The sequence below is a fragment of the Aeromonas sp. SG16 genome (assembly GCF_024436135.1).
Classification (GTDB): Bacteria; Pseudomonadota; Gammaproteobacteria; order Enterobacterales; family Aeromonadaceae; genus Aeromonas; species Aeromonas jandaei.
The window spans coordinates 89,860-114,434 of record NZ_JANFNW010000010.1 but is presented as its reverse complement, the minus strand read 5'-3'; the positions used below and the strand labels follow the sequence as shown (position 1 = coordinate 114,434).

Here is a 24,575-nt window from a genome sequence, read left to right as displayed (position 1 = left end):
TTGACCTTGCGTGCCGATTACTGACCCGAGTAGACCGGCAGCAGGTTCGCCATCGCGAGGAAGTGGAACAGTGCGGTCGCCAATCCGAACAGAATCAGCAGCCAGGCCACCAGCTTGCCACCCGGGGTGACGAAATGGGGGGCTGCACTGCCACCGGCTGCCCGGGCGCGGAACTTCAGCACCAGCAGCGCCGGAATGAGACAGGTCCACACAGTGGCCACCGCGCCGGCATAACCGATGGCCAGCAGGAAGCCGAACGGGAAGAGCAGCGAGAGCAGCAGCGGTGGCAGGAAGGTAACAGCCCAGCTCTTGCAGCGACCGGCACGGCTGTTGTCGAACTTGAACAGATCCGCCAGATAGTCGAACACCCCGAGCCCCACCCCGATAAAGGAGGAGAGAATGGCCGCCATGGAGAAGCCGTTGATAGCGCTGGCCACCTGCTCCGACTCAATGACGCCGGAGAGCGCCTTCAGCAGCACGTTCACATCGCCGCCCTGGGCAATCACGGGGGCGAACTCCTGACGGGGCAGGTTGCCGAAGATCCCCAGCAGCCAGAGCACATAGAGCGCCAGCGCGATCAGGGTTCCCCCCAGAATCGCCCACTTTGCCTGCCGCTCGTTCTGGTAGTAGGCGCGCAGGGAGGCGACCGAGTGGTGATAGCCAAACGAGGTGAGCGCCACCGGCAACATCGCCATGGCATAGGGGGCGTAGTGACTCTCGCCACCAGCCAGATCGAGCAGGGTCGGCAGCTTGATATGGCCGAGCAGACCGGTCACGCCGAGGGCGAAGCTGATGATCATGAAGGCGATCAGCACCACAGAGATGCGGTCAACGGCGCGGGTCGAGTGCCAGACCACCAGCGAAAACATCGCCACAAACAGCACGGAAGCGAGCTTGCTGTCGATCCCCAGAATCCCCTGCAGGATGGCGCCGGAGGAGGTGATGTAGGCGTAGAGCAGAATGCCGCCGACAAAGTAGACCGAGAGATTGTTGAAGAAGTTGAGCCGCTCCCCCAGCAGTTCGCGGGTCACGGTATTGAAGGAGACGCGCATGTCGTGGTGCTGGAAGGCTTCCAGCAGCATCCAGCCGGAGAGAGTCATCATAACCATGGTGACGGTCAGTGCCAGCACCGACCAGAGGGTCCAGGCCCCCGCCCCCGAACTCGGCAGACCGAGCATGCCAGCCCCCACGCAGACGCTGGCGATAATGCAGGCGCCCCCCAAAATTGATGGTTTTTTCTTCATAATCCCTTCTTTTTCTGACTGGTTATCTATCCGCGGTAAACAAGACCGCGGCATGATGCCAGCCTTTGCCCGGGGAAGCACCTCAATATGGGCCAAAGGGAAGCGCCTGACTGGCCACAGCCAGCGCCATCCGAGCGAAGAAAGGAGGCTCAATCCATTACGGGGATACCGGCTTTTGCCTCCGCCTCTCTGGCGATGGCCTCGGTCATCCCCTGAAAGATGAAGAGGTGGAACGGCAGCATGGCAAGCCAGTAGGCCAGCCCCCATGCGCCCTGCGGATGCCAGTGGGCTGTGACCCGGATGCGGGTCAACCCGGACTCCTCCGGCAGGATGTTAAACTCCAGCCGACCCACGCCCGGGGCCTTCATGTTGAACAGCAGATCGAGCCTGCGCCCCTCATCGACTCCGAGGATCTGCCAGGAGTCGAGCATGTCACCCTTCACGAAGCGATCGGGATTGCTGCGGCCACGGGTGCGTGCCGGACCGCCGATCAGGTGATCCATCCATTCGCGCACCACCCACAGCTGGTTCATGTAGAAGTAGCGCTTCTCGCCACCCAACTGTTGCAACACCTGCCACACCACCTCGGGAGAGGCGAGACAGATGGCATCGCCGCTGGCGGTACGGTCATAGAAGCCATATTCGGGATGGCGCCAGCGCAGGCCGAGCGGCGTCTCCTGCCCCTGCTGTTCGGCCCCCAGCTTCTGCTCCAGCGCCAGACTCTCGGCCAGTGCCTCGTCGAAGCTGAGCAGGGTCTGTGGCAGCAGGGCACGCAGCGGGCCGTCATCGGCCGGAATATCGTGCTTGAGACCGCCCACCAGCGCCTTGGCCACCGGCTGCGGCACCGAGGTGACAAACTGCAGCCACCAGGCGGAGAGACGCGGACTCAGAAACGGGATGGGAATGATAGGGCAACGCTTGCCGATATGGGCGGCGAACTTCTGCAACTGCTGTTGATAGCTGAGCAGTTCTGGGCCGACCGCATTGAAGATGCGACCATCCACCTCGTCGGCTTCCACCAGCCCACCCAGATAGTGCAGCAGGTTGGACAGCGCAATCGGCGGCGTGCGCGAGCGCACCCACTTTGGCGTCACCATCAGCGGCAGGTTGAACACCAGATCCCGCATCACCTCGAACGCCGCCGAGCCGGGCCCGACAATGATACCGGCACGCAGCTCCACCGTCGGTACGCCGGATTCACGAAACAGCTCGCCACAATGGCGGCGGGAGTTGAGATGGCGGCTGTTGCACAGCTCCGGCTGGATTGCCCCGAGATAGATGATGCGGCGCACCCCGGCGGCGCGGGCGGCGGCGGCAAAGTTCTTCACCCCCTGCTGCTCCAGCCGGTGAAAATCGGCCCCCGCCCCCATGGCGTGCACCAGATAGAAGACGGTATCTATGCCCGCCAGCGCAGGCAGCAAAGTGATGGGCTTGAGGCTGTCGGCGAGGCGAAACTCGACACCCTCAGGCAAGCGGCAGGGACGGCGCGCCCCGGCAATCACCCTGTAGCCCAGCGTTTGCAGGTGAGGCACCAGATAGGAGCCTATATAGCCCGCCGCCCCCATCACCAGACAGTTTCTCATCCTCTCTCCCCTTCCCTTGTCGTCCCGGCCACCGGGCTGGCAACCTGAATGCCCATCATCCAGCCTCACCGTCACTTTGCAACATGGAACTAACAATTCTGCCTGTTAGTCCGATTTGGTGTTAATCCCGGTTCATTCCCTGGTCGATAACTGACCAGATGTATAGCGCCGAGGGCGAAGATATGCGCATCGATCACTACGACCTCCAGGGGGAGGTGCAATACCGGCAGCAACAGGCGCAAGCCCGCAAGGTGCGCAGACTGGGGCCGGTCGCGCCGCAGGCCAATGGCGTGAGCGGAACGGCCGCCACACCGCCATCCGGCGAGCAGCGAACCACCCTGATGCAAGCCAGTGCCCTGACGCTGCAAGCCAGCAGCCGGAGCAATACCCAGACTCCCCCGCAGACAACAGCCGCGCCAGCCAAGGCAGAGGGGAGCAGAAATCAGGAGGAGAACGGCGTTCCCAACGACGGGCTCGACAACCACCAGCGGCTTATCAAGCTGATGATCGAGGCGATGCTGGGCCACGAGATAGAGCTGCCGGATCCGATCAAACCGACCGACCAGAGCGCGGAGGGGGTGAACTCCCCGACGGGCGACAGCAGTCAACCCGCCGCCGAGCCGGATCAACTGGTGGAAGTAACCGACAGCCTGCTGCAAAAGGAGCAGCTCAACGTAGTCGCCTCGGCCAGCATAGAGACTCAGGATGGCCAGAGCCTGCAACTTGATCTGGGTTTTGTGCTGGACTGGCGCCAGCTCGATATCAGCAAGCGCCGCACTACCCTCAATGCCCTCAAGGATCCGCTGGTGCTCAGTCTGGATGGAAAAATCGCCGGTCTGACCGACGCCCGGGTCAAGTTCGACATTGATCAGGATGGCAAAGAGGATAGCCTGCCGGGCTTGAGTGAAGGCAGCGGCTTTGTGGCGCTGGATCGCAACGGCAACGGCACCATAGATGACGGCGGCGAGCTGTTCGGGGCCCGCTCCGGCAACGGTTTTGGCGAGCTGGCGACCCTGGATGAGGATGGCAACGGGGTGCTGGACGAGCGGGATAGTCAGTTCTCGGCGCTGCAGTTCTGGCAGCCGGAGCAATCCCCCATCGCCCTGGTGGAGCTGGGGATCGGCGCCATCCTGCTCCATCCCCTAGACACCCCCTTCAACCATCTTGGGGAAAGCGGCAATCAGGGGGTGCTGCGCCAGTCCGGTCTCTATGTGACCGAGCAGGGCAAGGGCGGCTGGGTGCAGCAGATCGACCTGCGGGTCTGAAACCGGCACCCGCATGGCAAACCCGGTCGCTGACGAAGCGCGCCAGCGACCAGAACCTGACTCAGTTCAGCTCGGTGGGGTCGATGTCGAGACTCCAGCGTACCCGCTTGGTCTCGGGCCACCCCTCCAGCTCCTTCACCGCCCAATCGAGCAGCTGGGCCAGTGGCGCCCGGTTGGGCCCCTGCACCAGCAACTGCATGCGGAACTTGCCCGCCTTGCGCTCCATAAAGCCGCTGATGGGACCCAGCACCTGAACATGGGGATAGCGGGCGCTGCGCAGGGTATCGGCGAGACGGGCGAGGAACAGCTGCACCTCGTCACGGCCGTTGGCCTCGGCCCGAAACAGTCCCTGATAGCTGAACGGCGGCAGCCCCAGCAGGCGGCGCTCTTTCAGCGCCGTGTCGGCGAAGTGGCCATAGCCGTTCTGGGTCAGATCCTGCAGCAGGGCGTGCTCCGGATGGTGGCTCTGCAACACCACCAACCCGGGTTTGCTGGCGCGCCCGGCGCGGCCAGCCACCTGGGTGTAGAGCTGGGCCAGCTTCTCGGCGGCGCGAAAATCGGCGCTGAACAGGGCGCCATCCACATCCAGCAGCCCTACCAGGGTCACATCCGGGAAGTGGTGGCCCTTGGCCAGCATCTGGGTGCCGATCAGGATCTTGTACTTGCCTGCCTTGATGTCGCCGAGATGGGTCTCCAGCTCCCCCTTGCGACGGGTGTTGTCCCGATCGATGCGCACCACCGGATATTGCGGGAAAACAGTGCCGAGCAGCTGCTCCAGCTGCTCGGTGCCCACCCCGGAGCCGATGAGCTCGTTGCTGCCACACTCGGGGCAGTGGTGGGGTAGCGGGCGCACGCTGTCGCAGTGGTGGCAGTGCAGCCGTCGCCCGGCCTGATGCCAGGTGTACCAGGCATCGCAGCGCTCGCAGGCGGCGCTCCAGCCACACTGGTGGCAGATCAGGGCCGGGGCATAGCCACGGCGGTTGAGAAACAGCATCACCTGGTTGCCCGCTACCAGATGCTCCGCCATCAACTGCTCCAGCTGGGGAGATAGTCCGGCCTGCAGCCGCACGTTCTTGATATCCAGGATCACCTGACGGGCGGTCTGGGCATTGCCGGCACGGCGAGTAAGAGTGAGGTGGTGATACTTGCCAGTGCGAGCGTTGTGCAATGTCTCCAGCGACGGGGTGGCCGAACCAAGCAAGATGGGGATACCGGCACGGTGAGCCCGCATTACCGCCAGATCCCGCGCATGGTAGCGAAAACCGTCCTGCTGCTTGAAGGAGCCGTCGTGCTCCTCGTCGATGATGATGATGCCGAGGTTGTGAAACGGGGTGAACACCGCAGAGCGGGTGCCGATCAGGATGGCGGCGCCGCCGTCGCGGCAGGCGAGCCAGGCGTCGAGCCGCTCCCGATCGTTCATGGCCGAGTTCATTGCCACCACCGGCACGTTGAAGCGGCGGCGGAAACGGTTGATGGTCTGCGGAGTGAGGCCGATCTCGGGCACCATCACCAGCGCCTGCTTGCCCGCCTTGAGCAAGGGCTCGAGGATGCTCAGGTAAACCTCGGTCTTGCCGGAGCCGGTGATGCCGTCCAGCAGGAAGGCGCCGAACTTGTCGCTCTGGCTGGTAACGGCAGAGACGGCCAGCGCCTGCTCGCCGTTGAGGCGCAACCCCTCCCCCGGTTCAAAGCGGGCAGCCCAATCGCCATCGTGGCTCGGCTCCAGCGAACGCTTCTCCAGCAGCCCCTTCTTCTCCAGCGTGGTGAGTGCGGCGCTCTGGATCTCCTCCTGCTTGAGGGCTGATGGCGTTTGCGGCCCCTTGCGCAACAGGGCAAGCGCCTGCTGCTGCTTGGCGGCCCGCTTGAGTTCGTTGAGATCGATGGCCATACCGGCATCGGTCGCAAACCAGAACTCCAGCTCACGATAGGCGGCCGGCTCCCCCTTGCGCACCAACACCGGCAGGGCGTGCGGCAGCACCTCCCCCAGCGGGTGCTGGTAGTAGCTGGCGCTCCAGTTCATCAGCGCCAGAATATCGGGCCCCAGCACAGGCGTCCCATCGAGGACGCGCTTGATGGGTTTGAGCTTGTTGCGCGGCACCTGGCTGTCGGCCGGGTGATCCACCACCAACCCGACCAGGGTTTGCGGGCCGAAAGGGATCTCGACCCGACAACCTGGAGCAGGTAACGGCAGGGGGGAGAGATAGTCGAAATGACGGCGTAGCGGCACCGGGACAGCCACACGAACCAGATCCAGCGTTTGGGAAGAATTCACCAGAGGTTGCCTATTTTTTCTGCGAAGCCACTTGCCTGATCTCAGGCATTTCCTATATTATTCGCAGCCTTTGAAACTGTGTTCAACAATCGTGTGGTGTCCGACAAGAGATCGGATGGCGACACGGCCTATTACTTTGAGGTTGTCCATGAAAGCTGGTATCCATCCTGACTACGTAGCCATCACCGCCAAGTGCTCTTGCGGTAACGTCATCAACACTTTCTCTACCATCGGTAAAGATCTGAACCTGGACGTGTGCTCCGAGTGCCACCCGTTCTACACCGGCAAGCAGAAAGAAGTTTCTAGCGGCGGCCGCGTAGACAAGTTCAACAAGCGTTTCGGTGCGATGACTTCCAAGAAGTAATTCTACTTCTGACGAATTCTGAAAAAGACGCCTTATGGGCGTCTTTTTTGTTTCTGTGGTCTTCCAATCATTCACGTTTTTCGCCAGTCAGGCTCAGTGCCCACGCTCGCGCACCCTGCGCAGATAGACATATCCCTCCCCCGGACTCCCCCAGCGAGCCTTGCCCGCCAGATCATAAGCCCGATCCAGCAGTCTGACGCTGTTGGGGCCAATCCAGACATGCTGCACCAGCGTGCTGGCGCCACCGAAATCGGTAGCACAATGGCCAACCCGGGTATGGCCGGCATATTCACCGGATGGCGTGCGGCTCAACCAGATCTCGCAGCCACGGCGCAGAGAAAGTTGCTGGGGAGTGAGGCTATCGAGCAATTCCGGATTGTGCCAGGCGCCGGCAAAGTCGGTGGCCCGCGGCATGGTCAGCTCGGCCATCAGAATGCGTCCGTCAGGACTGGGGGAGAAACGATAGATCCGCTGGCGGAAGGGGCGAACTGCACGCAGGGTCAGGTACTGCTCGGCATAGACCCAGCGATAACCCTGATAGCCACGCCAGATCTCCACCAGACGCAGTTCAGCGCTGGTAAAGCGGTCGTCATATCGCGCCTGCTCCTGGCTCGAAAAATCTCCGCTGAACCAGCTGAGCAGCGGCTCCATGCCGGAAACAGTGGCCCGGGATGATACTCCTGCCGATACCAGACAGGAGCAAAATAGCCCGAATACGGCCACCAGCAACTTTGTCATCGAATCCTTCCGAATCATCATAGTGGCGGCGATTATATGAGCGAAGCTGTTCAATAACAGCCATTACGATCAAATCATTGCCACTCTGGTGAAAAAACCTCGCAAGGATGCCCGCCCGATCACTAAACCCGGTATTTCGCGACCGCCTGATTCAGCAGCTTGGCCTGCTCGTTCAGCCCCTGACTGGATCTGGCGTTCTCTGCCGCCATGGCGCTCGACTCCTGCGCAATGTCGCGGATGTTGTTGACGTTGCGGTTCACCTCGTTGGCGACCAGGCTCTGCTCCTCGATCGCTGCCGCAATCTGGGTGCTCATATCCATGATGTGGGTAACATCCTGGGTGATCTGCTCCAGCAGAGCCCCCGCCACGTTGGCCTGATCGGAACTGCGACTCCCCTGCTCGCGGCAGGTCGCCATCACCTCGACGATACTGCCGGTCTGCTTCTGCAGCGAGCTGATGATGCCGGCGATCTCCTGAGTCGATTTCTGGGTACGGATGGCAAGGCTGCGCACCTCGTCCGCCACCACCGCAAAACCGCGCCCCTGATCCCCCGCCCGTGCCGCCTCGATCGCCGCGTTGAGGGCCAACAGGTTGGTCTGCTCGGCAATGCCGCGGATCACGTCCAGCACCGAGCCGATGGTCTCGCTCTCTCTTTGCAACTGACCAACCTCGCGGGATGAGTGCTCGAGATTGTCAGCCAGCAGACGGATCTGGTCGACGGTGTTCTCCACCGCACTGCGCCCCTCCATCGCCTTGTTGTTGGTCGCCTGGGCATTGTTGGCGGCCTGTTCGGTATTGCGGGCGATCTCCTCTATGGTGGAACCCATCTCGGTCGAGGCGGTGGCCACCATGTCGGTCTCCTGCAGCTGGCGAGCAGCTCCCTCGCTGGTACGTTTAACGTTGTCCGAGAGGTGATCTGCCGCCTCCGTCAGGGTATGCACGCTCTGCTTCACATCGCCAATCAGGTTGCGGAAGCCGCCCAGCATCACATCGAGGTTACCCGCCAGTTGAGCCATTTCATCGGCCCCCTGCAGCTCGATCTTGAGGCGCAGGTCATTATCCTGGCGAATGCGATTGACGGTATCATTTACCCGACTAATGGGACGATCGATGCTGCGACCCAGCAGCACGCTCATGACTCCTATCAGTACGATGATCACCCCGCCACACATCAACATCAGGGTATTGAGGCGAGCAGTCTGCTGATCCAGCTCACCGGCGATATGCTGGTCGACGGCAGAGAACACCTGCTCGGTCTGATGAACCAGACCCCGCATCTGGTTGCGCAGCCCTTCATCCTCATTCAGCCCCAGCACCTGCATACCCTGCACCAATGCGACAAAGTCCTCCCGATACTGATTGCTGGCCTGCTCCAGCTTGCCGCGGTCGGCTTCCGGCAAGACGGCCAGACTCTGCTGAAAACTCTTGTGCAGAGTTTGGAAACGGTCGAGATACTGGACATCGGATCGCAGCATGAAGTCTTTCTCCGCCCGTCTCAGCTGCAGCATGGTGATGAGCAACCCCTGCTGATCCAGCTTTTTGAGGCCATCTTCCACTTCATGCACGGCAGTCCGCAGCTTGCCATAGAGCCCATCCTCCGGCCCCAGACCAATCTTCTGCTGCTGGGCAACCAGCTCCAGAAACGCCTTGCCGTAAGCCGCCATCTGCTGATCCAGCCTGGCCAGATCGGCATGCACCGCAGCCAGGTTGTCGTCACGGCCCAGGGTCTCGTCCAGCTGGTGGAACTGCGTCATGACCTCATTGAAATGGTTAACGAAGCTCAGATCCTTGCGCAGCAGGAAATCCTTCTCGGCCCGCCGCAAATTGAGCATGGCGATCTCCAGCCCGTCCACATTGCGCTGGGCTTGTGTCAGGCTGCGGGTGACCTGGCTCGAATAGATAAAGAGGCCGCTCAGTACCACCATGGCAATGGCAACCAGTACGGTATTCAGAATCAACTTATGACGGATCAGCACGATGCACCTCTCACCTGTACGGATGAACTGCATTGAGCTTATGCGGAAAACGTTATCCCTGTGGCTGTTCAAGGAATATTCATTGAAATGCCGGTCTCACTCCTTATACTGGATCCACCTGTTTCCAGCCGTGGATTTGACACTATGGAATACAACACTTCAGAACTGTGCGACATCTATCAGGACATGGTGGATGTACTCGAACCCATGCTTTGCTCCTTCGGCGGCCGTGCCTCTTTCGGCGGCGTCATCACCACCGTCAAGTGCTTCGAATCGAACGGTCTCATCCGTGAACTCGTCAAAGAGAACGGCGTTGGCCGGGTGCTGCTGATCGATGGCGGTGGCTCCATGCGCCGCGCCCTGATCGACAGCGAGATAGCCACCACTGCCGCTGAAAACGAGTGGGAAGGGATTGTCTGCTACGGCTGCGTCCGCGAAGTCGATATCCTCGAAGATCTCGACATCGGCATTCAGGCGCTGGCGGCCATTCCGGTCGGTGCCGATAGCAAGGATGTGGGGGAAACGGATCTGCCGGTCAATTTTGGCGGAGTCACCTTCCTGCCTGACGATCATCTCTACGCCGATACCACAGGGGTTATCCTCTCCCCCGAGGCACTCGACATCGAGTAAGCCAGCAGCATGATGACGGGAGCCTTGGCTCCCGTTTTTTATGTCTGTAACTTGCTGAAAAATGACAAAAAAAGAGGGCCAGATAAACTGGCCCTTAACTGGAAGCAATGTGAGCAATGTCGTGCCTTCACAAGAAGTCCATCACGTTGGAACAGATGAGGCCTTTCCCGGAAAACAAGTTAACGATAATCATTCTCATTTAATTGAGCAAGCTTTATTTGCCAATCAGGCAAAAAAATTGGCCACCGTTGAGGGTGGCCAATTTCATCAGGCTTGTCGGACTGCGGATTGCAACCCGGGCAATCCTGCCTCTCCAACCAGCTTGCGACTGAGATAGCGCAACAGCACGCCGTAGAGCGGCACGAACAAACCAAGGCTAATCAGCAGCTTGAACACATAGTCCACAGTCGCGATCTCGACCCAGTGCTCCGCCATGAAGGGGTCGCTCGTGCGCCAGAAGGCCACGCTGAAGAAGGCGATGGTATCGACCATGTTGCCAAACAGGGTGGAAGCAGCTGGCGCCACCCACCAGTGCTTGAGCAGGCGCAGGCGGTTGAATACCACCACGTCCATAAACTGACCCACCAGATAGGCCATAAAGCTGGCCAGCGCGATACGTGCCACAAACAGGTTGAATTCAGCCAGATGGCCAACCCCCTGGAAGCTCCCTTCAAAGAAGAGTACGGAGAGCGCATAGGAGATGGCCAGTGCCGGCAGCATCACAGTCTGGATAATCTTGCGCGCCAGACCGGCACCGAAGATCCGCACCGTCAGGTCGGTCGCCAGAAAGATAAACGGGAAGCTGAACGCACCCCAGGTGGTGTGAAAACCGAAGACGGTGATAGGCAGCTGAACCAGATAGTTGCTGCTGGCAATAACGAGGATATGGAACAACGACAGGCGAACGAGCGCCGTTTGGTACTGCTCAGGGGTCAGATTCATCTTGTGACCTTTTTGGTTAATGGGGTTAGGGAACCCATATCGCCACCATTGGCGATAAGCGAAGCGCGAGATTATACGCCCCACACGCGATAGTTCAATCTTTATGCTGTCTGGCAAGCCAGAGCAGCGCCTCCCGATCTTCAGGGCGCACCGCCTCCAACCAGCAGCCGCTGTAGTGCTCAAACTCCAGTCTGAACTGGCTCCCCTCGAAATCCAGCAACCAGCTATGGCGATCGGCACCGACATCCCGCTCCAGTGGACGCAGCTCCCACGCCTGCAGCAGCGTCCCGGCCAAGGCCGGAAAGGTGTCCCAATCAAGAGCGGGGCACGCCAGCATTACAACTCCGGCATCGCTATCTATCTGTTTGATCTGCCATCCCATTCCAAATCTCTCAACTGCTGCAGGATAGCTCGCCACCGCAATACCATGCCGGTTGCGGGGTAGCGAGATCCTCATATTCGGGTTGCTCATCATAGGGGCGTTGCAAAGCGGCAAACAAGCGCTCGAACGGCTGCATATCGCCCGCCTCGGCAGCATCGATCACCTGCTGGGCCAGCGCATTGCGCAGCACATATTTGGGATTGATGGCATCCATCCGCGCCTTGCGCACACTATCTTCGCTTCCTTCCCGCACCAGCCGCTCCCGGTAACGAGTCAACCACCCCTGCCACGCAGCGGGGTCGGCTAATAACACCAGCAAGGATGCCGGCCATGCCCCCTCTCCCGTCACCTCACCGAGCCGGCGCAGGAACAGGTGGTAATCCACCTTGTGGGCCGCCAGCAAACGGAACAACTCGCGGAACAGTGCCGGGTCATCCTCCTCCCACACCGCCAGCCCGAGCTTGGCCCGCATCAGCTCGGAGTAGTGCAGCATCAGCTGCTGTTCGTACTGGGCCAACGCCGCTGCCAGCGCATCACCATCGACATGCCCCGCCAGCGCCTGCGCCAGTTTTTGCAGATTCCAGTAGCCGACCGCCGGCTGCTGATCCAGCGCGTAACGACCCGCCGGATCCGAGTGATTGCAGACAAAGTCCGGCACATAGGCATCGATAAAGCCGTAGGGGCCGTAATCCAGCGTCAAGCCGAGCAGCGACATGTTGTCGGTGTTCATCACCCCGTGACAGAAGCCCGCCGCCTGCCATTTGGCAATCAGCCGCGCGGTGCGACGCACTACCTCGGCAAACAGTTCGGCGCCATTCTCCAGCTCGGGGAAGTGGTGGCGCAGCAGATAATCGATAACCAGCGGAATCTTCTCCCCCTGCCCGCTCCAGGCGAAATACTCGATATGACCGAAGCGCAAGTGGCTGGGGGCGGTGCGCAGCACGGTCGCCCCCGTCTCCACCTGTTCGCGGTAAACGGGCTCCTGGCTGCCCACCAGCACCAGCGCCCGGGTGGTCGGTATGCCGAGGGCATGGAGCGCCTCGGAGGCGAGATATTCGCGAATGCTCGAGCGCAGTACGGCGCGGCCGTCACCAAAACGGGAAAACGGCGTCTTTCCTGCCCCCTTCAGATGGAGATCCCAGCGCAAGCCATCGGGCGCCAGCTGCTCACCCAACAGCAGCGCCCGGCCATCGCCAAGCCGTGGGCTATAGCCGCCGAACTGATGGCCGGCATACACCTGCGCCACCGGCTGCATGCCGGGCAGCAATTTTCCCTCACCACAGCAGGCGATCCACTCAGACTCGCTGACGCCTCCCAACCCCAGCTCATCCAGCAAAGCGCGGTTGAGGTGAAGTAGCCGGGGTTGTTGTAGCGGCTGGGGCACCACAGGTTCACAGGCCCAGGGCAGTTCGCTCGCAAAAGTGTTGATCAGCTTCATGGTTGTGCCATTCATCCCTGAGTATGCTCGTGTCACTCTTTATACTGCCGTCAGCAGGCTGTCCGCCAACCGGCAATCCTCATTTGTTCAATTCAAGGAGAAGAATATGCAAAAGTGGCTATATGCCCTGCCCCTGCTGGCTCTGGCCTGGGTTCATCAGGCCAAGGCTGCCGATATTGAAGCCGGCAAAGCCAAGGCAGCGGTCTGTGCCGCCTGTCACGGCGTGGAAGGCAAGGCGATGATCCCCAACTATCCCCATCTGGCGGGTCAGAATGCCGCCTATCTGGTGAAACAGTTGAAAGCGTTCAAGGATGGCACTCGCAAAGAGCCCTTGATGGACCCCTTCATGGCGCCGCTGACCGATGCGGATATGGAGAATCTGGCGGCCTATTACGCCAGCCTCAAGTAATCTGCTGCGCCTGGCTGTCGGGCGCCTCCCCGTTGGCGAAGCATCCATTCGGCCGTGCTTCGCCAAGCTTTCTTACCGTCGGCAATAGTCGATGATCAGGTCCATAAAGGCTTCACCGAAACGCTCCAGCTTGCGGTGACCGACGCCGTTGACCGCCAGCATTTCTTCCTCGGTCATCGGCATCAACTGAGCCATCTCCACCAGGGTCGCATCGTTGAATACCACGTAGGGCGGAACCTCTTCATCCTCGGCAATCTGCTTGCGCAGAGCGCGCAGCTCCTTGAACAGCCGCTTGTCGTAGTTGGCATTGTCGAGCAGACCGTTGCGCTTCTCCTTGCGGCTGGAGATAGGCTGCAGGCGGGGTACCGCCAGCTCCAGCTTCACCTCGCCACGCAGCACGGGGCGGGCAGCCTCGGTCAGCTGCAGCACCAGATTACGGGTGATGTTCTGGGTCAGCAGCCCCTTGTGGATCAGCTGGCGGATCACGCTCATCCAGTATTCGTGGCTCTGATCCTTGCCGATGCCGTAGGTCGAGAGCTTGTCGTGGCCGTGATCCTTGATGCGCTGGTTGAGCGAACCGCGCAGCACCTCCACCACATAACCCACCCCGAAATTCTGCCCCACCCGCCAGACGCAGGAGAGCGCCTTCTGGGCATCTTCGGTGCCATCATAACTTTTGGGCGGATCGAGGCAGATATCACAGTTGCCGCACGGCTTGTCGTTGTACTCGCCGAAGTAGTTGAGCAACACCTGACGGCGGCAGGTCTGCGCCTCGGCAAAGGCTGCCATCACGTTGAGCTTGTACTGCTCCACCTGCAACTGCTGGGGATTCTCGATGTTGTCGAGCAGGCGGCGCACCCGACCGATATCGGCAGGATCGTAGAGCAGCAGCGCCTCGGCCGGGGTGCCATCGCGCCCGGCGCGGCCGGTCTCCTGATAGTAGGATTCGATGTTCTTCGGGATGTCGTAGTGCACCACGAAGCGCACATTGGGCTTGTCGATGCCCATACCGAACGCCACCGTCGCCACCACTATCTCGATATCATCCTTGAGGAAGGCCTCCTGAGTCTGCTGACGCAGCTCGAGCGGCAGACCGGCATGATAGGGCGCTGCCTTGCAGCCGTGGCGGGATAGCCGCTCGGCCACCTCCTCCACCCGGTTGCGGCTGGAGCAGTAGACGATGCCGCAGTTGCCCTTCTGGCTCTGCACGTAGCGCAGCAACTGCTCGGCCGCCTTGAACTTCTCCACCAGGCTGTAGCGGATATTGGGGCGATCGAAGCTGGCAGTGTGGATAAAGGGATCGCTCAGTTCCAACCGGTGCAACATATCGCTGCGGGTCGCCTCATCGGCGGTGGCGGTCAACGCCACTACCGGCACCTGCGGGAACCACTGCTTGAGCCGGCCCAGCGCCGCATATTCCGGTCGGAAGTCATGGCCCCACTGGGAGACGCAGTGCGCCTCGTCGATGGCGAACAGCCCGAGCGGCAGCTCGGCCAGCCGGTCCATAAATTCGTGCTGCAGCAGTCGCTCGGGGGAGACATAGACCAGCTTGATCTCGCCGCGACGCATGGCAGCGAAGTTCTGGATCATCTCCTCCCGACTCAGGGCCGAGTTGATGTAGACCGCGGCCACGCCGTTGGCTCGCAGGCTGTCGACCTGATCCTTCATCAGTGAAATGAGGGGAGAGACCACCACCCCGAGCCCGGGTCGCAACAGTGCCGGGATCTGGTAACAGAGCGACTTGCCACCGCCGGTGGGCTTGAGCACCAGCGCATCGCGCCCCGCCACGATCTGCTCGATAATCTCGAGCTGACCCGGCCGGAACTGCTGATAGCCGAAGACCGCCTGCAGCAGGGCAAGCGGACTCTCTGGCTGAGGATCTGGCAGGGTTTCGGCAATCGCGGTCATGGGCTCTCCTTTGGGGTCGCCATTCTAAAGCAGCCGCCGCCCACAATAAACCTGCCATTGCGACTGTTAAAGAACTGTTGCAGACTGGCTGGAGCTTTTACTCTGCTTTGCAAACAGGAATCGGATTCAAGGAATGAAACAGATGCTCAAGAAGATGGCGCTCAGTGGCATTGCCAACCTGTTCGCCGAAAAGATGCCCTTCAACAAACTGATCGGCATGCAGGTGACCCACTACGACTTCGACCGGGTGGAGCTGCGCATCAAGATGGAGGAGAAGCTGATCGGCAACCCCTTCCACAACATCCTGCACGGTGGCGTCACAGCAGCTCTGCTCGACGTGGCGGGCGGCATGATAGTCGCGGCCTCCTGCATCGACGATCTGGAGGATTTCTCCCCCAGTTATCTCAAGGAACGCTTCTCCCGCCTCGGCACCATAGATCTGCGGGTGGACTATCTGCGGCCGGGGCGCGGCAACGAGTTTATTGCCACCGCCCACATCATCCGGGCCGGCAGCAAGGTCGCGGTAGCCCGGATGGAGCTGCACAACGAAGAGGGCACCCATATCGCCTTTGGGACCGGCACCTATCTGGTGGGCTAAACGCCATTAATGCATAAAAAGCACTCTGCTAATCCACTTTTAATCATTAGATTCCCTACCCCCTCTGGCTAAAGCAGGTCCATACTCATAGTCGGGATTGTGTGCAGAGGGAGGATTGCAGGTGATGAGTGCGAAACTGGCCATCAAACCATCCAGAGCCTTGTTGACACAGCTCGAGTCCATGCTCGACGAGGTGCAGACACCCGAGTGTCGCCACTGGTTGGAACAGGAGCTTGAGGGGTATTCTCTCTCCTCACCCCTGCCTTGGTATCGCATCGTCCCCTGTCGGCAACGCGGTCACTTTCTGGACCTGAAGACGGGAAAATATTTGACCTGTCACATCAACAGTCAAACGCTAAGCCAACGCGATCTGGCCCAAATTCAGTTCATTTATGCCCGTGAACCCGCCGCCCACTATTTGCTGCAACGCAATTCCGGTATTGAGCCTTGGCCAGAACAACTGCTGGAAGATTATCAGGAGCAGTTGATCCCCGGCCACCTATGCCTGCAAGCCTGGCATGAGCCCGTGATTTCATTACGTGAACAACTGATGGAGGGAATCGAACATTTTATTTGTGAGTACCCCAAACACGCGGCCTTGCTGCCCCAACACAGTTTAAAGGCTTTGCGGCATCAGCACTGGCATATCTGAACAAGCGCCTGGCGCGCAAGGAGGGCACCATAGACAAGAACCATAACGAGATTGCCACAATCTAGAGTGCCGGAGTCAGAATAGACTCCACCAATGGGCCACCAAGCGGTGGCCCTTTTAATATCCGTGGTTTTGCTTCGGCCTCGCATACAGCAATTACGATCGCTTATTCAAGTGGCAGGTCGGCAGGTCGGCAGGTCGGCAGGTCGGCAGGTCGGCAGGTCGGCAGGTCGGCAGGTCGGCAGGTCGGCAGGTAAAGTGAATCGAGAAAGCAGGAAAGCGAAATGCAAAAAGGCCGCTCTATTGAGCGGCCTTTTCAAATTTGGTCGGTGTGAGAGGATTCGAACCTCCGACCCCTTCGTCCCGAACGAAGTGCGCTACCAAGCTGCGCTACACACCGATGTCTGCGGGACGGGAATTTACCGAAAGGGCCGACCCGACACAAGCCTTTTTTGCATTTAAAGGGAAAAAAAAGTGCCGTTCGCTCAACTATTCAGCACTCTTCGTCCCCGTTTACCGAAATGCAGCCGGATGGTGACATTCCACTAACTCTGCCTCAAGGCAAGCGCTGCGACTCGGGGCCCAGCAGACGACGTTGCCAGTCAGCGACGGTGCCGTGCTCCAGCCAATCCGCCGCATGCTGACGCCAGTTGGGCGAGAGGGCCTGATTCTCCAGCAGCAACAACAGATCCGCTTCGTTACGTACCTGATTGAACAGGATATCGGCAGTACGCTTTACCGTCAGCTCCGGGTAAGGCCTGTCTACCAGCTCCATGGTCGCCTCAGGCGACACCATCCCCTCCTCCAGCACCCGCAGCAGCCAGCCACAACGGCCATTCAGCTGCATCACCTGCGACATCTGACCATAGCCGAAACGCTGATTGAGCTTGAAACAGGGCGATCTTGGCTGACTTATCTGGATGAGTGCCTCACCGAGTCGATAGACATCGCCAATGCAGGCCTGCGTCTCGGTCAGTCCGAGGCCAGAGAGGTTCTCACCAAAGGCGGCGGGTTGCCAGGGAGTGCGGGGAGCAGGAAGACCCAGCGCAGTTTGCCAGGTCTGCCACCAGGGGTAATGGTCAGCAGGATAGTAGTGGAGCGCCCGATCCGGGCCGCCGTGATGACGCTGATCGCTCTGCTCATCCTCTTCCAGACCGGCAAAAGTGCAACGAACCGGCACAGTCACCGCCTGCTTGTGGATGGCAGAGACAAGGCCGGGCACCAGCTCGGTGCCGCGGCCGCTAAAAAGGGAGATCCGCATTCTCATCCTCCGGGTTGACGAGAGAGTGCGGATCTTAACACGAGGTCAGGCAACCGCCTGCATCTGGGTGGTCATGGCGATCTCGGCACGGCGGCGTTTCTCCGCCTTGGCCATCAGATACCAGCTGCCAAAGGTAAACAGCGATACCGACAGCAGGATCAGGCTGGCAACCGCGTTGATCTCCGGTTTCACCCCTAGCCGCACCGCCGAGAAAACCTCCATCGGCAAGGTGGTCGAGCCCGGGCCGGAGACAAAGCTGGCCAGCACCAGATCATCGAGCGACAGAGCAAACGACATCATGCCACCCGCAGCCAGCGAGGGGGCGATCATCGGGATGGTGATCAGGAAGAACACCTTCCACGGCTTGGCCCCCAGATCCATCGCGGCCTCCTCGATGGAGAGATCCAGCTCGCGCAGGCGGGCCGACACCACGATCGCCACATAGGCGGTACAGAAGGTGGTGTGGGCGATCCAGATGGTCAGCATGCCGCGCTCGGCAGGCCAACCCACCAGCTGGGCCATCGCAACGAACAGCAGCAGCAGCGACAGACCGGTAATCACCTCGGGCATCACCAGCGGCGCCGTCACCATGCCGCCGAACAGGGTGCGGCCACGGAAGTGCGGGATCCGGGTCAGCACAAAAGCCGCCACCGTCCCCAGCGCCACTGCCGCAATCGCGGTATAGAAGGCGATCTCCAGCGAGCGCAGCACCGAGCCAATCAACTGCTTGTTGTCGAGCAGGCCAAAGTACCACTTGAGCGACCAGCCCCCCCATACCGTCACCAGCTTGGAGGCGTTGAAGGAGTAGATCACCATGATGACCATGGGCAGATAGATAAACAGCAGCCCCAGCCAGAGCATCAGCTTGGCAAAACCAAAACGTCTCATCATGCCTTGCCCTCCAGCTCTTTGGCCTGGTTACGGTTGAACAGGATAATGGGGATGATCAGCACCGCCAGCATCACCACCGCCAACGCAGAGGCCACCGGCCAGTCGCGGTTGTTGAAGAACTCCTGCCACAGCACCTTACCGATCATCAGTGTCTCCGGGCCGCCCAGCAGTTCCGGGATAACAAACTCCCCCACCACCGGAATGAACACCAGCATGCAGCCGGCGATGATGCCGTTCTTGGAGAGCGGCACCGTGATCTGCCAGAAGCGGGTCAGGTTGCGGGCGCCCAGATCGGATGCGGCCTCCAGCAGGCTCTGGTCATGCTTGACCAGATTGGCGTAGAGCGGCAGCACCATGAATGGCAGGTAGGAGTAAACGATGCCGATATAGACCGCCAGGTTGGTGTTGAGGATCTGCAGCGGCTCGTGGATCAGACCGATGCTCAACAAGAAGCTGTTGAGCAAGCCGTTGTTGCTGAGAATGCCCATCCAGGCGTAGACCCGGATCAAAATCGCGGTCCAGGTCGGCATCATGATGAGCAGCAGCAGAACGGTTTGGGTCTCCTTGTTGGCCCGGGCGATGGAGTAGGCCATCGGATAGCCGATCAGCAGACAAAGAATGGTGCTGATAAAGGCCATCTTGAGCGAACCGAGATAGGCGGCGATATAGAGCTCATCCTCCTGCAACATCAGGTAGTTGCCCATGTTGAGCAGGATAGTGAGCTGGTTGTCGGCCCAGCTCACCACGTCGGTGTAGGGCGGGATCGCCACATCCGCTTCGGCAAAGCTGATCTTCAGCACGATGATGAAGGGCAGCAGGAAGAAGAGGAACAGCCAGAAGAAGGGGATGCCGATCACCAGCTGGCGACCCCACACATGCTTCAGTCGTCTCAATGCCTTCATGATTGCAGCACCACGCCGCTGTCATCTTCCCAGTAGAGGAACACCTGGTCATCCCAGGTTGGCCGTTTGCCGTGGCGTTCGGCATTGGCGATGAAAGCCTGAACGATTTTGCCCGAGGGCAGTTCGATGTGATAAACCGAGTGGCCGCCCAGATAGGCGATGTCGTAGACCTTGCCCTTGGTCCAGTTGAAATCCGGATGCTCGATCTCCGCCGGTTTTTGCAGGCTCATCAGCAGCTTCTCCGGGCGCAGGGCGTAGGTCACCTTCTTGTTTTCGGCACGGGAGCTGATGCCGTGGCCCACATAGATGGGCTGCTCCAGATCGGCGCAGGCGATAATGGCGTGGTCCTGCTCATCCTCCACCAGCAGACCGTCGAACAGGTTGACGTTGCCGATGAACTCGCACACCAGCCGGCTGGCCGGGGTTTCGTAGATATCCATCGGGCTGCCGATCTGCTCGATGCAGCCGAGGTGCATGATGGCGATCCGCTCGGCCATGGTCATCGCCTCTTCCTGATCGTGGGTCACCATGACGCAGGTAACCCCGACCCGTTCGATGATCTCGACCAGCTCCAGCTGCATCTGGGAGCGCAGCTTCTTGTCGAGCGCCCCCATGGGTTCATCCAGCAGCAGCAGCTTGGGGCGTTTGGCCAGCGAGCGGGCCAGTGCCACCCGCTGGCGCTGGCCGCCGGAGAGCTGGTGCGGCTTGCGGCGGGCATACTGGGTCATCTGCACCAGCTTGAGCATCTCCTCCACCCGGGCATCTATCTCCGCCTTGGGCAGGCCATCCTGCTTGAGGCCGAAGGCGATGTTTTGCGCCACCGTCATATGGGGGAACAGGGCGTAGGACTGGAACATCATGTTGATGGGACGCTCGTAGGGCGGCATATCGGTGATATCGACACCATCGAGATAGAGCCGCCCCTCGGTCGGACGTTCAAAACCGGCCAGCATCCGCAACAGGGTCGACTTGCCGGAGCCGGAGCCACCGAGCAGGGCGAAGATCTCCCCCTTGTTGATGTTGAGCGATACGTTATCGACAGCCAGCGTTTCATCGAACTGCTTGCTTACCCGATCAATCTTGACCAGCACTTCTTTACGCTGCTGGCTGCCCTCGAGGGCTTTCTTGTAGGCACTGGAGGCTATCGCCATTACCAAACTCCCCAACGTGATATCGACCTCGCGGCCGATCCATAAAAGCAATTTGGCGCCCCCGAACGGGCACCAAGGTTAGGTTCCGGACTTGACCTTGCTCCAACTCCGGGTCATCAGCCGCTGGATTGCACGAGGATGTTCCTGAGAGACATAGAGTCGTGCCAGCACCGGCTGAGGTGGATAAACAGATTGATCATCGCGCACCTTCTCATCCATGAACGCCGCCGCCCTGGCATTGGGATTCGCATAGCCCACATAGTTGCTGACCTTGGCGATCACCTCGGGCTGGAGGACGTAGTTGATGAGGGCGTGCGCCTCTTTGACATTGGTGGCATCGGCCGGGATCGCCATCATGTCGAACCAGAGATTGCCCCCCTCCTTCGGGATGCTGTAGGCAATCTTCACCCCCTTGCCGGCCTCGTTGGCCCGCGCGGCGGCCTGCAGAATGTCGCCGGAAAAACCCGCCGCCACGCAGATATCGCCGTTGGCGAGATCACCGATGTACTTGGAGGAGTGGAAGTAGGCGACATAGGGGCGCACCTTGAGCAGCTGCTCTTCGGCCCGCTTGATGTCCGCCGGCTCATGGCTGTTGGGGTCGAGCCCCAGATAGTTGAGGGCGGCAGGGATCATCTCGTCGGCGGAGTCGAGGAAGGCGACGCCACAACGGGAGAGCTTCTCCATGTTTTCCGGTTCGAAAATAACCGCCCAGGAGTCGATCTTGTCGACCCCCAGCACAGCCTTGATCTTGTCGACGTTGTAGCCGATGCCGTTGGTACCCCACAGATAGGGCACGGCGTATTGATGGCCCGGATCCACCTTGTCGAGCTGGCTGAGCAGCACCGGATCCAGGTTGGCCATATTGGGCAGCAGGGATTTGTCCAGCTTCTGGAACGCTCCCGCCTTGATCTGTTTGGCCAGAAAGTTGTTGGAGGGCACCACCAGATCATAACCGGTACGCCCCGTCAGCAACTTCCCCTCCAGGGTCTCGTTGGAGTCGAACACGTCATAGACGGTCTTGATCCCGGTCGCCTGCTGGAAATCGCTGAGGGTGGTCTCGCCGATATAATCAGACCAGTTGTAGAAATGGAGTTCAGTTGCGGCCTGAACGCCACTTGCCAACCCCATGGTCAGGGCAATGGTTGCCAATCTGGTTGTATGCACGGTTTCAGTTCTCCTGTGTTTAGTGGTTGACCGTCTGCGCATCCTCTCGCGCGGCCCATCCCGAAAGATGGCATCACTACCCTCCCGGCCGAACTGCGGACCGGGAGGGGCACTCGTCACTTACTTGCCGGACTTGATCTTGGTCCAACTGCGCGTCATCACACGCTGCACCTTGGCCGGCAGATCCGGGAAGGTGTAAATCTTCTGCATGGTCTCTTCGCTCGGATAGATACCCGGGTCGTTGCGGATCTCCGCATTGACCAGCGGGGTCGCCGCCTTGTTGCCGTTCGGGAATTTCACCATGTTGGTGATGTTGGCGATCACCTCGGGCTTCATCAGATAGTTGATAAAGACGTGGGCGGAGTCGACGTTCTGGGCATCGGCCGGGATGGCGATCATGTCAAAGAAGCTGCCTGCCCCCTCTTTCGGGATGGTGTAGGTCAGCGACACGCCGTTGTTGGCCTCTGCCGCCCGCGCCTTCGACTGCTGCAAGTCACCGGAGTAACCGACCGCCACGCAGAGGTTGCCGTTGGCCAGATCCGAGATGTACTTGGAGGAGTGGAAATAGGCGGTATAGGGACGGATGGAGAGGAACAGCGCCTCGGCCTTCTTCAGCTCGTCCGGCTTCTGGCTATCCGGTTTGAAGCCCAGATATTGCAGGGCGGCCGGCAGCATTTCGGTCGGCGAATCGAGGAAGGAGACACCGCACTCCTTCAGCTTGGCCATGTTCTCCGGCTTGAACACCAGATCCCAGGAGTTGACCGGCGCATCGGCCCCCAGCACCGCCTTCACCTTCTCGGGGTTGTAGGCATAGCCGATGGTGCCCCACATGTAGGGGATGGAGTACTGGTTGCCCGGGTCACTCGGTTCGAGCGCCTTGAGCAGGGCCGGGTCCATGTTTTGCCAGTTGGGAAGCTTGGACTTGTCCAGTTTCTGGAACACGCCCGCCTTGATCTGCTTGGCCAGGAAGGGGTTGGACGGCACGACGATGTCATAGCCCGATTTGCCGGCCAGCAACTTGGCCTCCAGCACCTCGTTGCTGTCGAACACGTCATACACCACCTTGATGCCCGTCTCTTTCTGGAAGTTATCCAGGGTATCCGGCGCGATGTAGTCGCTCCAGTTGTAGACGTGCAGCACCTTCTCGTCGGCCATTGCTCCGGCACTTGCCATGACCAGAGCCACAGAGGCAGCGATCACTCCCGTTTTGAAAGACATCATCCTTGTCTCCTAAGCAAATTGTATGCGCATGCCAACCTGCCCGGCCGCACCTCAACCCTTCAGCTTGGCGGCTGTCAGATCCAGACTGAGCCTGGCGAGCTTGACCAATTCATCAACCTGTTCCTCGGTGATGACCAAGGGGGGCGATATGATCATGGTATCGCCTACCGCCCTCATCACCAAGCCATTGTTAAAGCAGAACTCCCGGCAGGTCATCCCCGCATTTGCGTGCGCCGGGAAACGCTGGTTGGTCTGTTTGTCCTGCACTATTTCCAGTGCGGCAACCAGTCCGCGGCCACGGGTTTCCCCTACCAGCGGATGGTCGGCCAGCTCCGCCCAGCGGCGCTGCAAATAGGGGCCGATGGTATCATGGACGCGCTTAACTATGCTCTCCTTTTGCATAAGCTGGATATTGGCAACCGCCACAGCGCAGGAGACCGGGTGACCCGAATAGGTGAAGCCGTGGTTGAACTCGCCCCCCTCCTCCACCAGCACCCTGGCGACCCGATCGCTCACCATGACGGCGCCGAGCGGCAGGTAACCCGAGGTGATCCCCTTGGCCAGACACATCAGATCCGGCTTGATGCCAAACCCTTCGCTGGCAAACCAGTGACCGGTGCGGCCAAAGCCGCAGATCACCTCGTCGGCGATGAGCAGGATGCCGTAGTGATCGCAGATGCGCTGGATCTCGGGCCAGTAGCTGTCGGGCGGAATGATGACGCCGCCCGCTCCCTGGATCGGCTCGCCGATAAAGGCCGCTACCTTGTCCACCCCCAGCTCCAGAATCTTCTGCTCCAGCTGGCGAGCACGCTCCAGTCCGAATTCGTGGGCACTCATCCCCTGCCCTTCACCGAAGTGATAGGGCTGGTCGATATGGACTATGCCGGGAATGGGCAGATTGCCCTGCTGATGCATCCCCTTCATGCCGCCCAGACTGGCCCCCGCCACGGTCGAGCCGTGATAGGCGTTGTGGCGGCTGATGATCACCTGCTTCTCCGGCTGCCCCTTGCTGGCCCAGTAGTGGCGCACCATCCGCAGCACAGTGTCGTTGCACTCGGAACCGGAGCCGGTAAAGAAGACATGGTTGAGATGGGACGGCGTCACTTCGGCCAGCAGGGTCGCCAGCTCGATCACCGGCGGGTGCGCGGTCTGGAAAAAGAGGTTGTAGTAGGGGAGCTGCTCCATCTGTCTGGTCGCGGCATCCACCAGCTCCTGCCGGCCATAACCCATGTTGACGCACCAGAGTCCCGCCATGCCGTCCAGAATGCGCTTGCCTTCGGAGTCTTCCAGATAGACGCCACTGGCCTTGGTGATGATACGGCTGCCCTTCTTGTTCAGGGCCTGAAAGTCGGTAAAGGGGTGCAGGTGGTGGCTGGCATCCTGTTGCTGCCACTCACGGGTAGTCTGTTGCATTGTTAGCTCCTCGGTTCCTTCGATTTAGCTGGTTCTGTTCGTCAATCATCAGGAGGGCTGCCACTCCCGCAGTCACGGTCACTTTCGGGCGACCTGCAGCTGCGGCGCGGCTTGCTCCTCGCGTTCTTAATTCGAGCCAAAAACTGTTATCAACCATGCAACCAGAGCAGTGGC

Annotated in this window: 22 protein-coding genes and 1 tRNA gene; 6 read left to right on the top strand and 17 right to left on the bottom strand. The window is 60.2% G+C overall.

What is annotated here, in order from left to right; all coding sequences use genetic code 11:
• Positions 1-17: 17 nt before the first annotated feature.
• Positions 18-1,244 (bottom strand): aromatic amino acid transporter, encoded by a 1,227-nt coding sequence (locus tag NOM67_RS18805; protein ID WP_201913789.1) that lies wholly within the window; start codon positions 1,242-1,244, stop codon positions 18-20.
• Positions 1,245-1,393: 149 nt separating this feature from the next.
• Complete coding sequence (locus tag NOM67_RS18800; protein ID WP_201931150.1) at positions 1,394-2,827, bottom strand: DUF2867 domain-containing protein; 1,434 nt, start codon at positions 2,825-2,827, stop codon at positions 1,394-1,396.
• 158 nt (positions 2,828-2,985) lie between these two features.
• Here NOM67_RS18800 and NOM67_RS18795 point away from each other — a divergent pair, with 158 nt between their 5' ends.
• Complete coding sequence (locus NOM67_RS18795; protein WP_255939264.1) at positions 2,986-4,092, top strand: hypothetical protein; 1,107 nt, start codon at positions 2,986-2,988, stop codon at positions 4,090-4,092.
• 61 nt (positions 4,093-4,153) lie between these two features.
• On the opposite strand, the gene priA is transcribed toward NOM67_RS18795, so the two are convergent.
• Entirely contained in the window at positions 4,154-6,361 is a 2,208-nt protein-coding gene (priA, locus tag NOM67_RS18790; protein ID WP_255939262.1) for a primosomal protein N', read from the bottom strand.
• A gap of 148 nt (positions 6,362-6,509) precedes the next feature.
• Between priA and rpmE the strand changes: the two genes are divergently transcribed.
• On the top strand, positions 6,510-6,725 hold the full coding sequence (gene rpmE, locus NOM67_RS18785; protein WP_033115620.1) for a 50S ribosomal protein L31: 216 nt from the start codon (positions 6,510-6,512) through the stop codon (positions 6,723-6,725).
• Between the two features lie 93 nt (positions 6,726-6,818).
• Here the strand turns inward: rpmE and NOM67_RS18780 are convergent, their stop codons facing one another.
• Both NOM67_RS18780 and NOM67_RS18775 read right to left on the bottom strand, forming a co-directional pair.
• Positions 6,819-7,463, bottom strand: a complete 645-nt coding sequence (locus tag NOM67_RS18780; protein ID WP_041209735.1) for a chromophore lyase CpcT/CpeT — start codon at positions 7,461-7,463, stop codon at positions 6,819-6,821.
• Positions 7,464-7,585: 122 nt separating this feature from the next.
• Entirely contained in the window at positions 7,586-9,439 is a 1,854-nt protein-coding gene (locus NOM67_RS18775) for a methyl-accepting chemotaxis protein (protein WP_255939250.1), read from the bottom strand.
• Between the two features lie 144 nt (positions 9,440-9,583).
• Here NOM67_RS18775 and rraA point away from each other — a divergent pair, with 144 nt between their 5' ends.
• A complete protein-coding gene (gene rraA, locus NOM67_RS18770; protein WP_021138460.1) occupies positions 9,584-10,069 on the top strand; it encodes a ribonuclease E activity regulator RraA in 486 nt (161 codons plus the stop codon).
• Between the two features lie 267 nt (positions 10,070-10,336).
• Here rraA and NOM67_RS18765 read toward each other — a convergent pair whose 3' ends face one another.
• The 3 genes from NOM67_RS18765 to NOM67_RS18755 form a co-directional block, all read right to left on the bottom strand.
• Complete coding sequence (locus tag NOM67_RS18765; protein ID WP_071913989.1) at positions 10,337-11,011, bottom strand: 7-cyano-7-deazaguanine/7-aminomethyl-7-deazaguanine transporter; 675 nt, start codon at positions 11,009-11,011, stop codon at positions 10,337-10,339.
• Positions 11,012-11,105: 94 nt separating this feature from the next.
• Positions 11,106-11,393 carry a DUF3630 family protein gene (locus tag NOM67_RS18760; RefSeq protein ID WP_255939243.1) on the bottom strand — a complete coding sequence of 96 codons (288 nt, stop codon included), beginning with the start codon at positions 11,391-11,393 and terminating at the stop codon, positions 11,106-11,108.
• 10 nt (positions 11,394-11,403) lie between these two features.
• Entirely contained in the window at positions 11,404-12,831 is a 1,428-nt protein-coding gene (locus tag NOM67_RS18755; RefSeq protein WP_255939241.1) for a YdiU family protein, read from the bottom strand.
• A 106-nt stretch (positions 12,832-12,937) separates the two neighbouring features.
• On the opposite strand from NOM67_RS18755, the gene NOM67_RS18750 reads away from it, so the two are divergent.
• Positions 12,938-13,240, top strand: a complete 303-nt coding sequence (locus NOM67_RS18750) for a cytochrome c (protein ID WP_255939239.1) — start codon at positions 12,938-12,940, stop codon at positions 13,238-13,240.
• A 72-nt stretch (positions 13,241-13,312) separates the two neighbouring features.
• Here the strand turns inward: NOM67_RS18750 and recQ are convergent, their stop codons facing one another.
• Positions 13,313-15,148: an ATP-dependent DNA helicase RecQ gene (recQ, locus tag NOM67_RS18745; protein WP_041209739.1), complete on the bottom strand. Its 1,836-nt coding sequence runs from the start codon at positions 15,146-15,148 to the stop codon at positions 13,313-13,315.
• A 133-nt stretch (positions 15,149-15,281) separates the two neighbouring features.
• On the opposite strand from recQ, the gene NOM67_RS18740 reads away from it, so the two are divergent.
• Entirely contained in the window at positions 15,282-15,746 is a 465-nt protein-coding gene (locus NOM67_RS18740; RefSeq protein ID WP_182926811.1) for a thioesterase family protein, read from the top strand.
• Positions 15,747-15,870: 124 nt separating this feature from the next.
• Entirely contained in the window at positions 15,871-16,398 is a 528-nt protein-coding gene (locus NOM67_RS18735) for a hypothetical protein (RefSeq protein ID WP_033115627.1), read from the top strand.
• A 323-nt stretch (positions 16,399-16,721) separates the two neighbouring features.
• On the opposite strand, the gene NOM67_RS18730 is transcribed toward NOM67_RS18735, so the two are convergent.
• The 8 genes from NOM67_RS18730 to NOM67_RS18695 all read right to left on the bottom strand — a co-directional run bounded on the left by NOM67_RS18730 (position 16,722) and on the right by NOM67_RS18695 (position 24,401).
• Positions 16,722-16,798 (bottom strand) — tRNA-Pro (locus NOM67_RS18730).
• Between the two features lie 156 nt (positions 16,799-16,954).
• The gene (locus NOM67_RS18725) at positions 16,955-17,659 is read right to left on the bottom strand and encodes an MOSC domain-containing protein (RefSeq protein ID WP_255939235.1); all 705 of its coding nucleotides are present in this window, start codon (positions 17,657-17,659) and stop codon (positions 16,955-16,957) included.
• A 45-nt stretch (positions 17,660-17,704) separates the two neighbouring features.
• Entirely contained in the window at positions 17,705-18,550 is an 846-nt protein-coding gene (locus NOM67_RS18720) for an ABC transporter permease subunit (protein WP_370689175.1), read from the bottom strand.
• Complete coding sequence (locus NOM67_RS18715) at positions 18,547-19,452, bottom strand: ABC transporter permease subunit (RefSeq protein ID WP_042029512.1); 906 nt, start codon at positions 19,450-19,452, stop codon at positions 18,547-18,549. Before NOM67_RS18715 ends, NOM67_RS18720 begins: the two co-directional genes overlap by 4 nt.
• Positions 19,449-20,603 carry a polyamine ABC transporter ATP-binding protein gene (gene potA, locus NOM67_RS18710; RefSeq protein WP_042029514.1) on the bottom strand — a complete coding sequence of 385 codons (1,155 nt, stop codon included), beginning with the start codon at positions 20,601-20,603 and terminating at the stop codon, positions 19,449-19,451. Before potA ends, NOM67_RS18715 begins: the two co-directional genes overlap by 4 nt.
• Positions 20,604-20,681: 78 nt before the next feature.
• On the bottom strand, positions 20,682-21,767 hold the full coding sequence (locus NOM67_RS18705; protein WP_042029516.1) for a polyamine ABC transporter substrate-binding protein: 1,086 nt from the start codon (positions 21,765-21,767) through the stop codon (positions 20,682-20,684).
• 120 nt (positions 21,768-21,887) lie between these two features.
• Positions 21,888-22,985, bottom strand: a complete 1,098-nt coding sequence (locus NOM67_RS18700) for a polyamine ABC transporter substrate-binding protein (protein WP_305121694.1) — start codon at positions 22,983-22,985, stop codon at positions 21,888-21,890.
• Positions 22,986-23,039: 54 nt separating this feature from the next.
• Entirely contained in the window at positions 23,040-24,401 is a 1,362-nt protein-coding gene (locus tag NOM67_RS18695; protein WP_108571359.1) for an aspartate aminotransferase family protein, read from the bottom strand.
• Positions 24,402-24,575 lie beyond the last annotated feature (174 nt).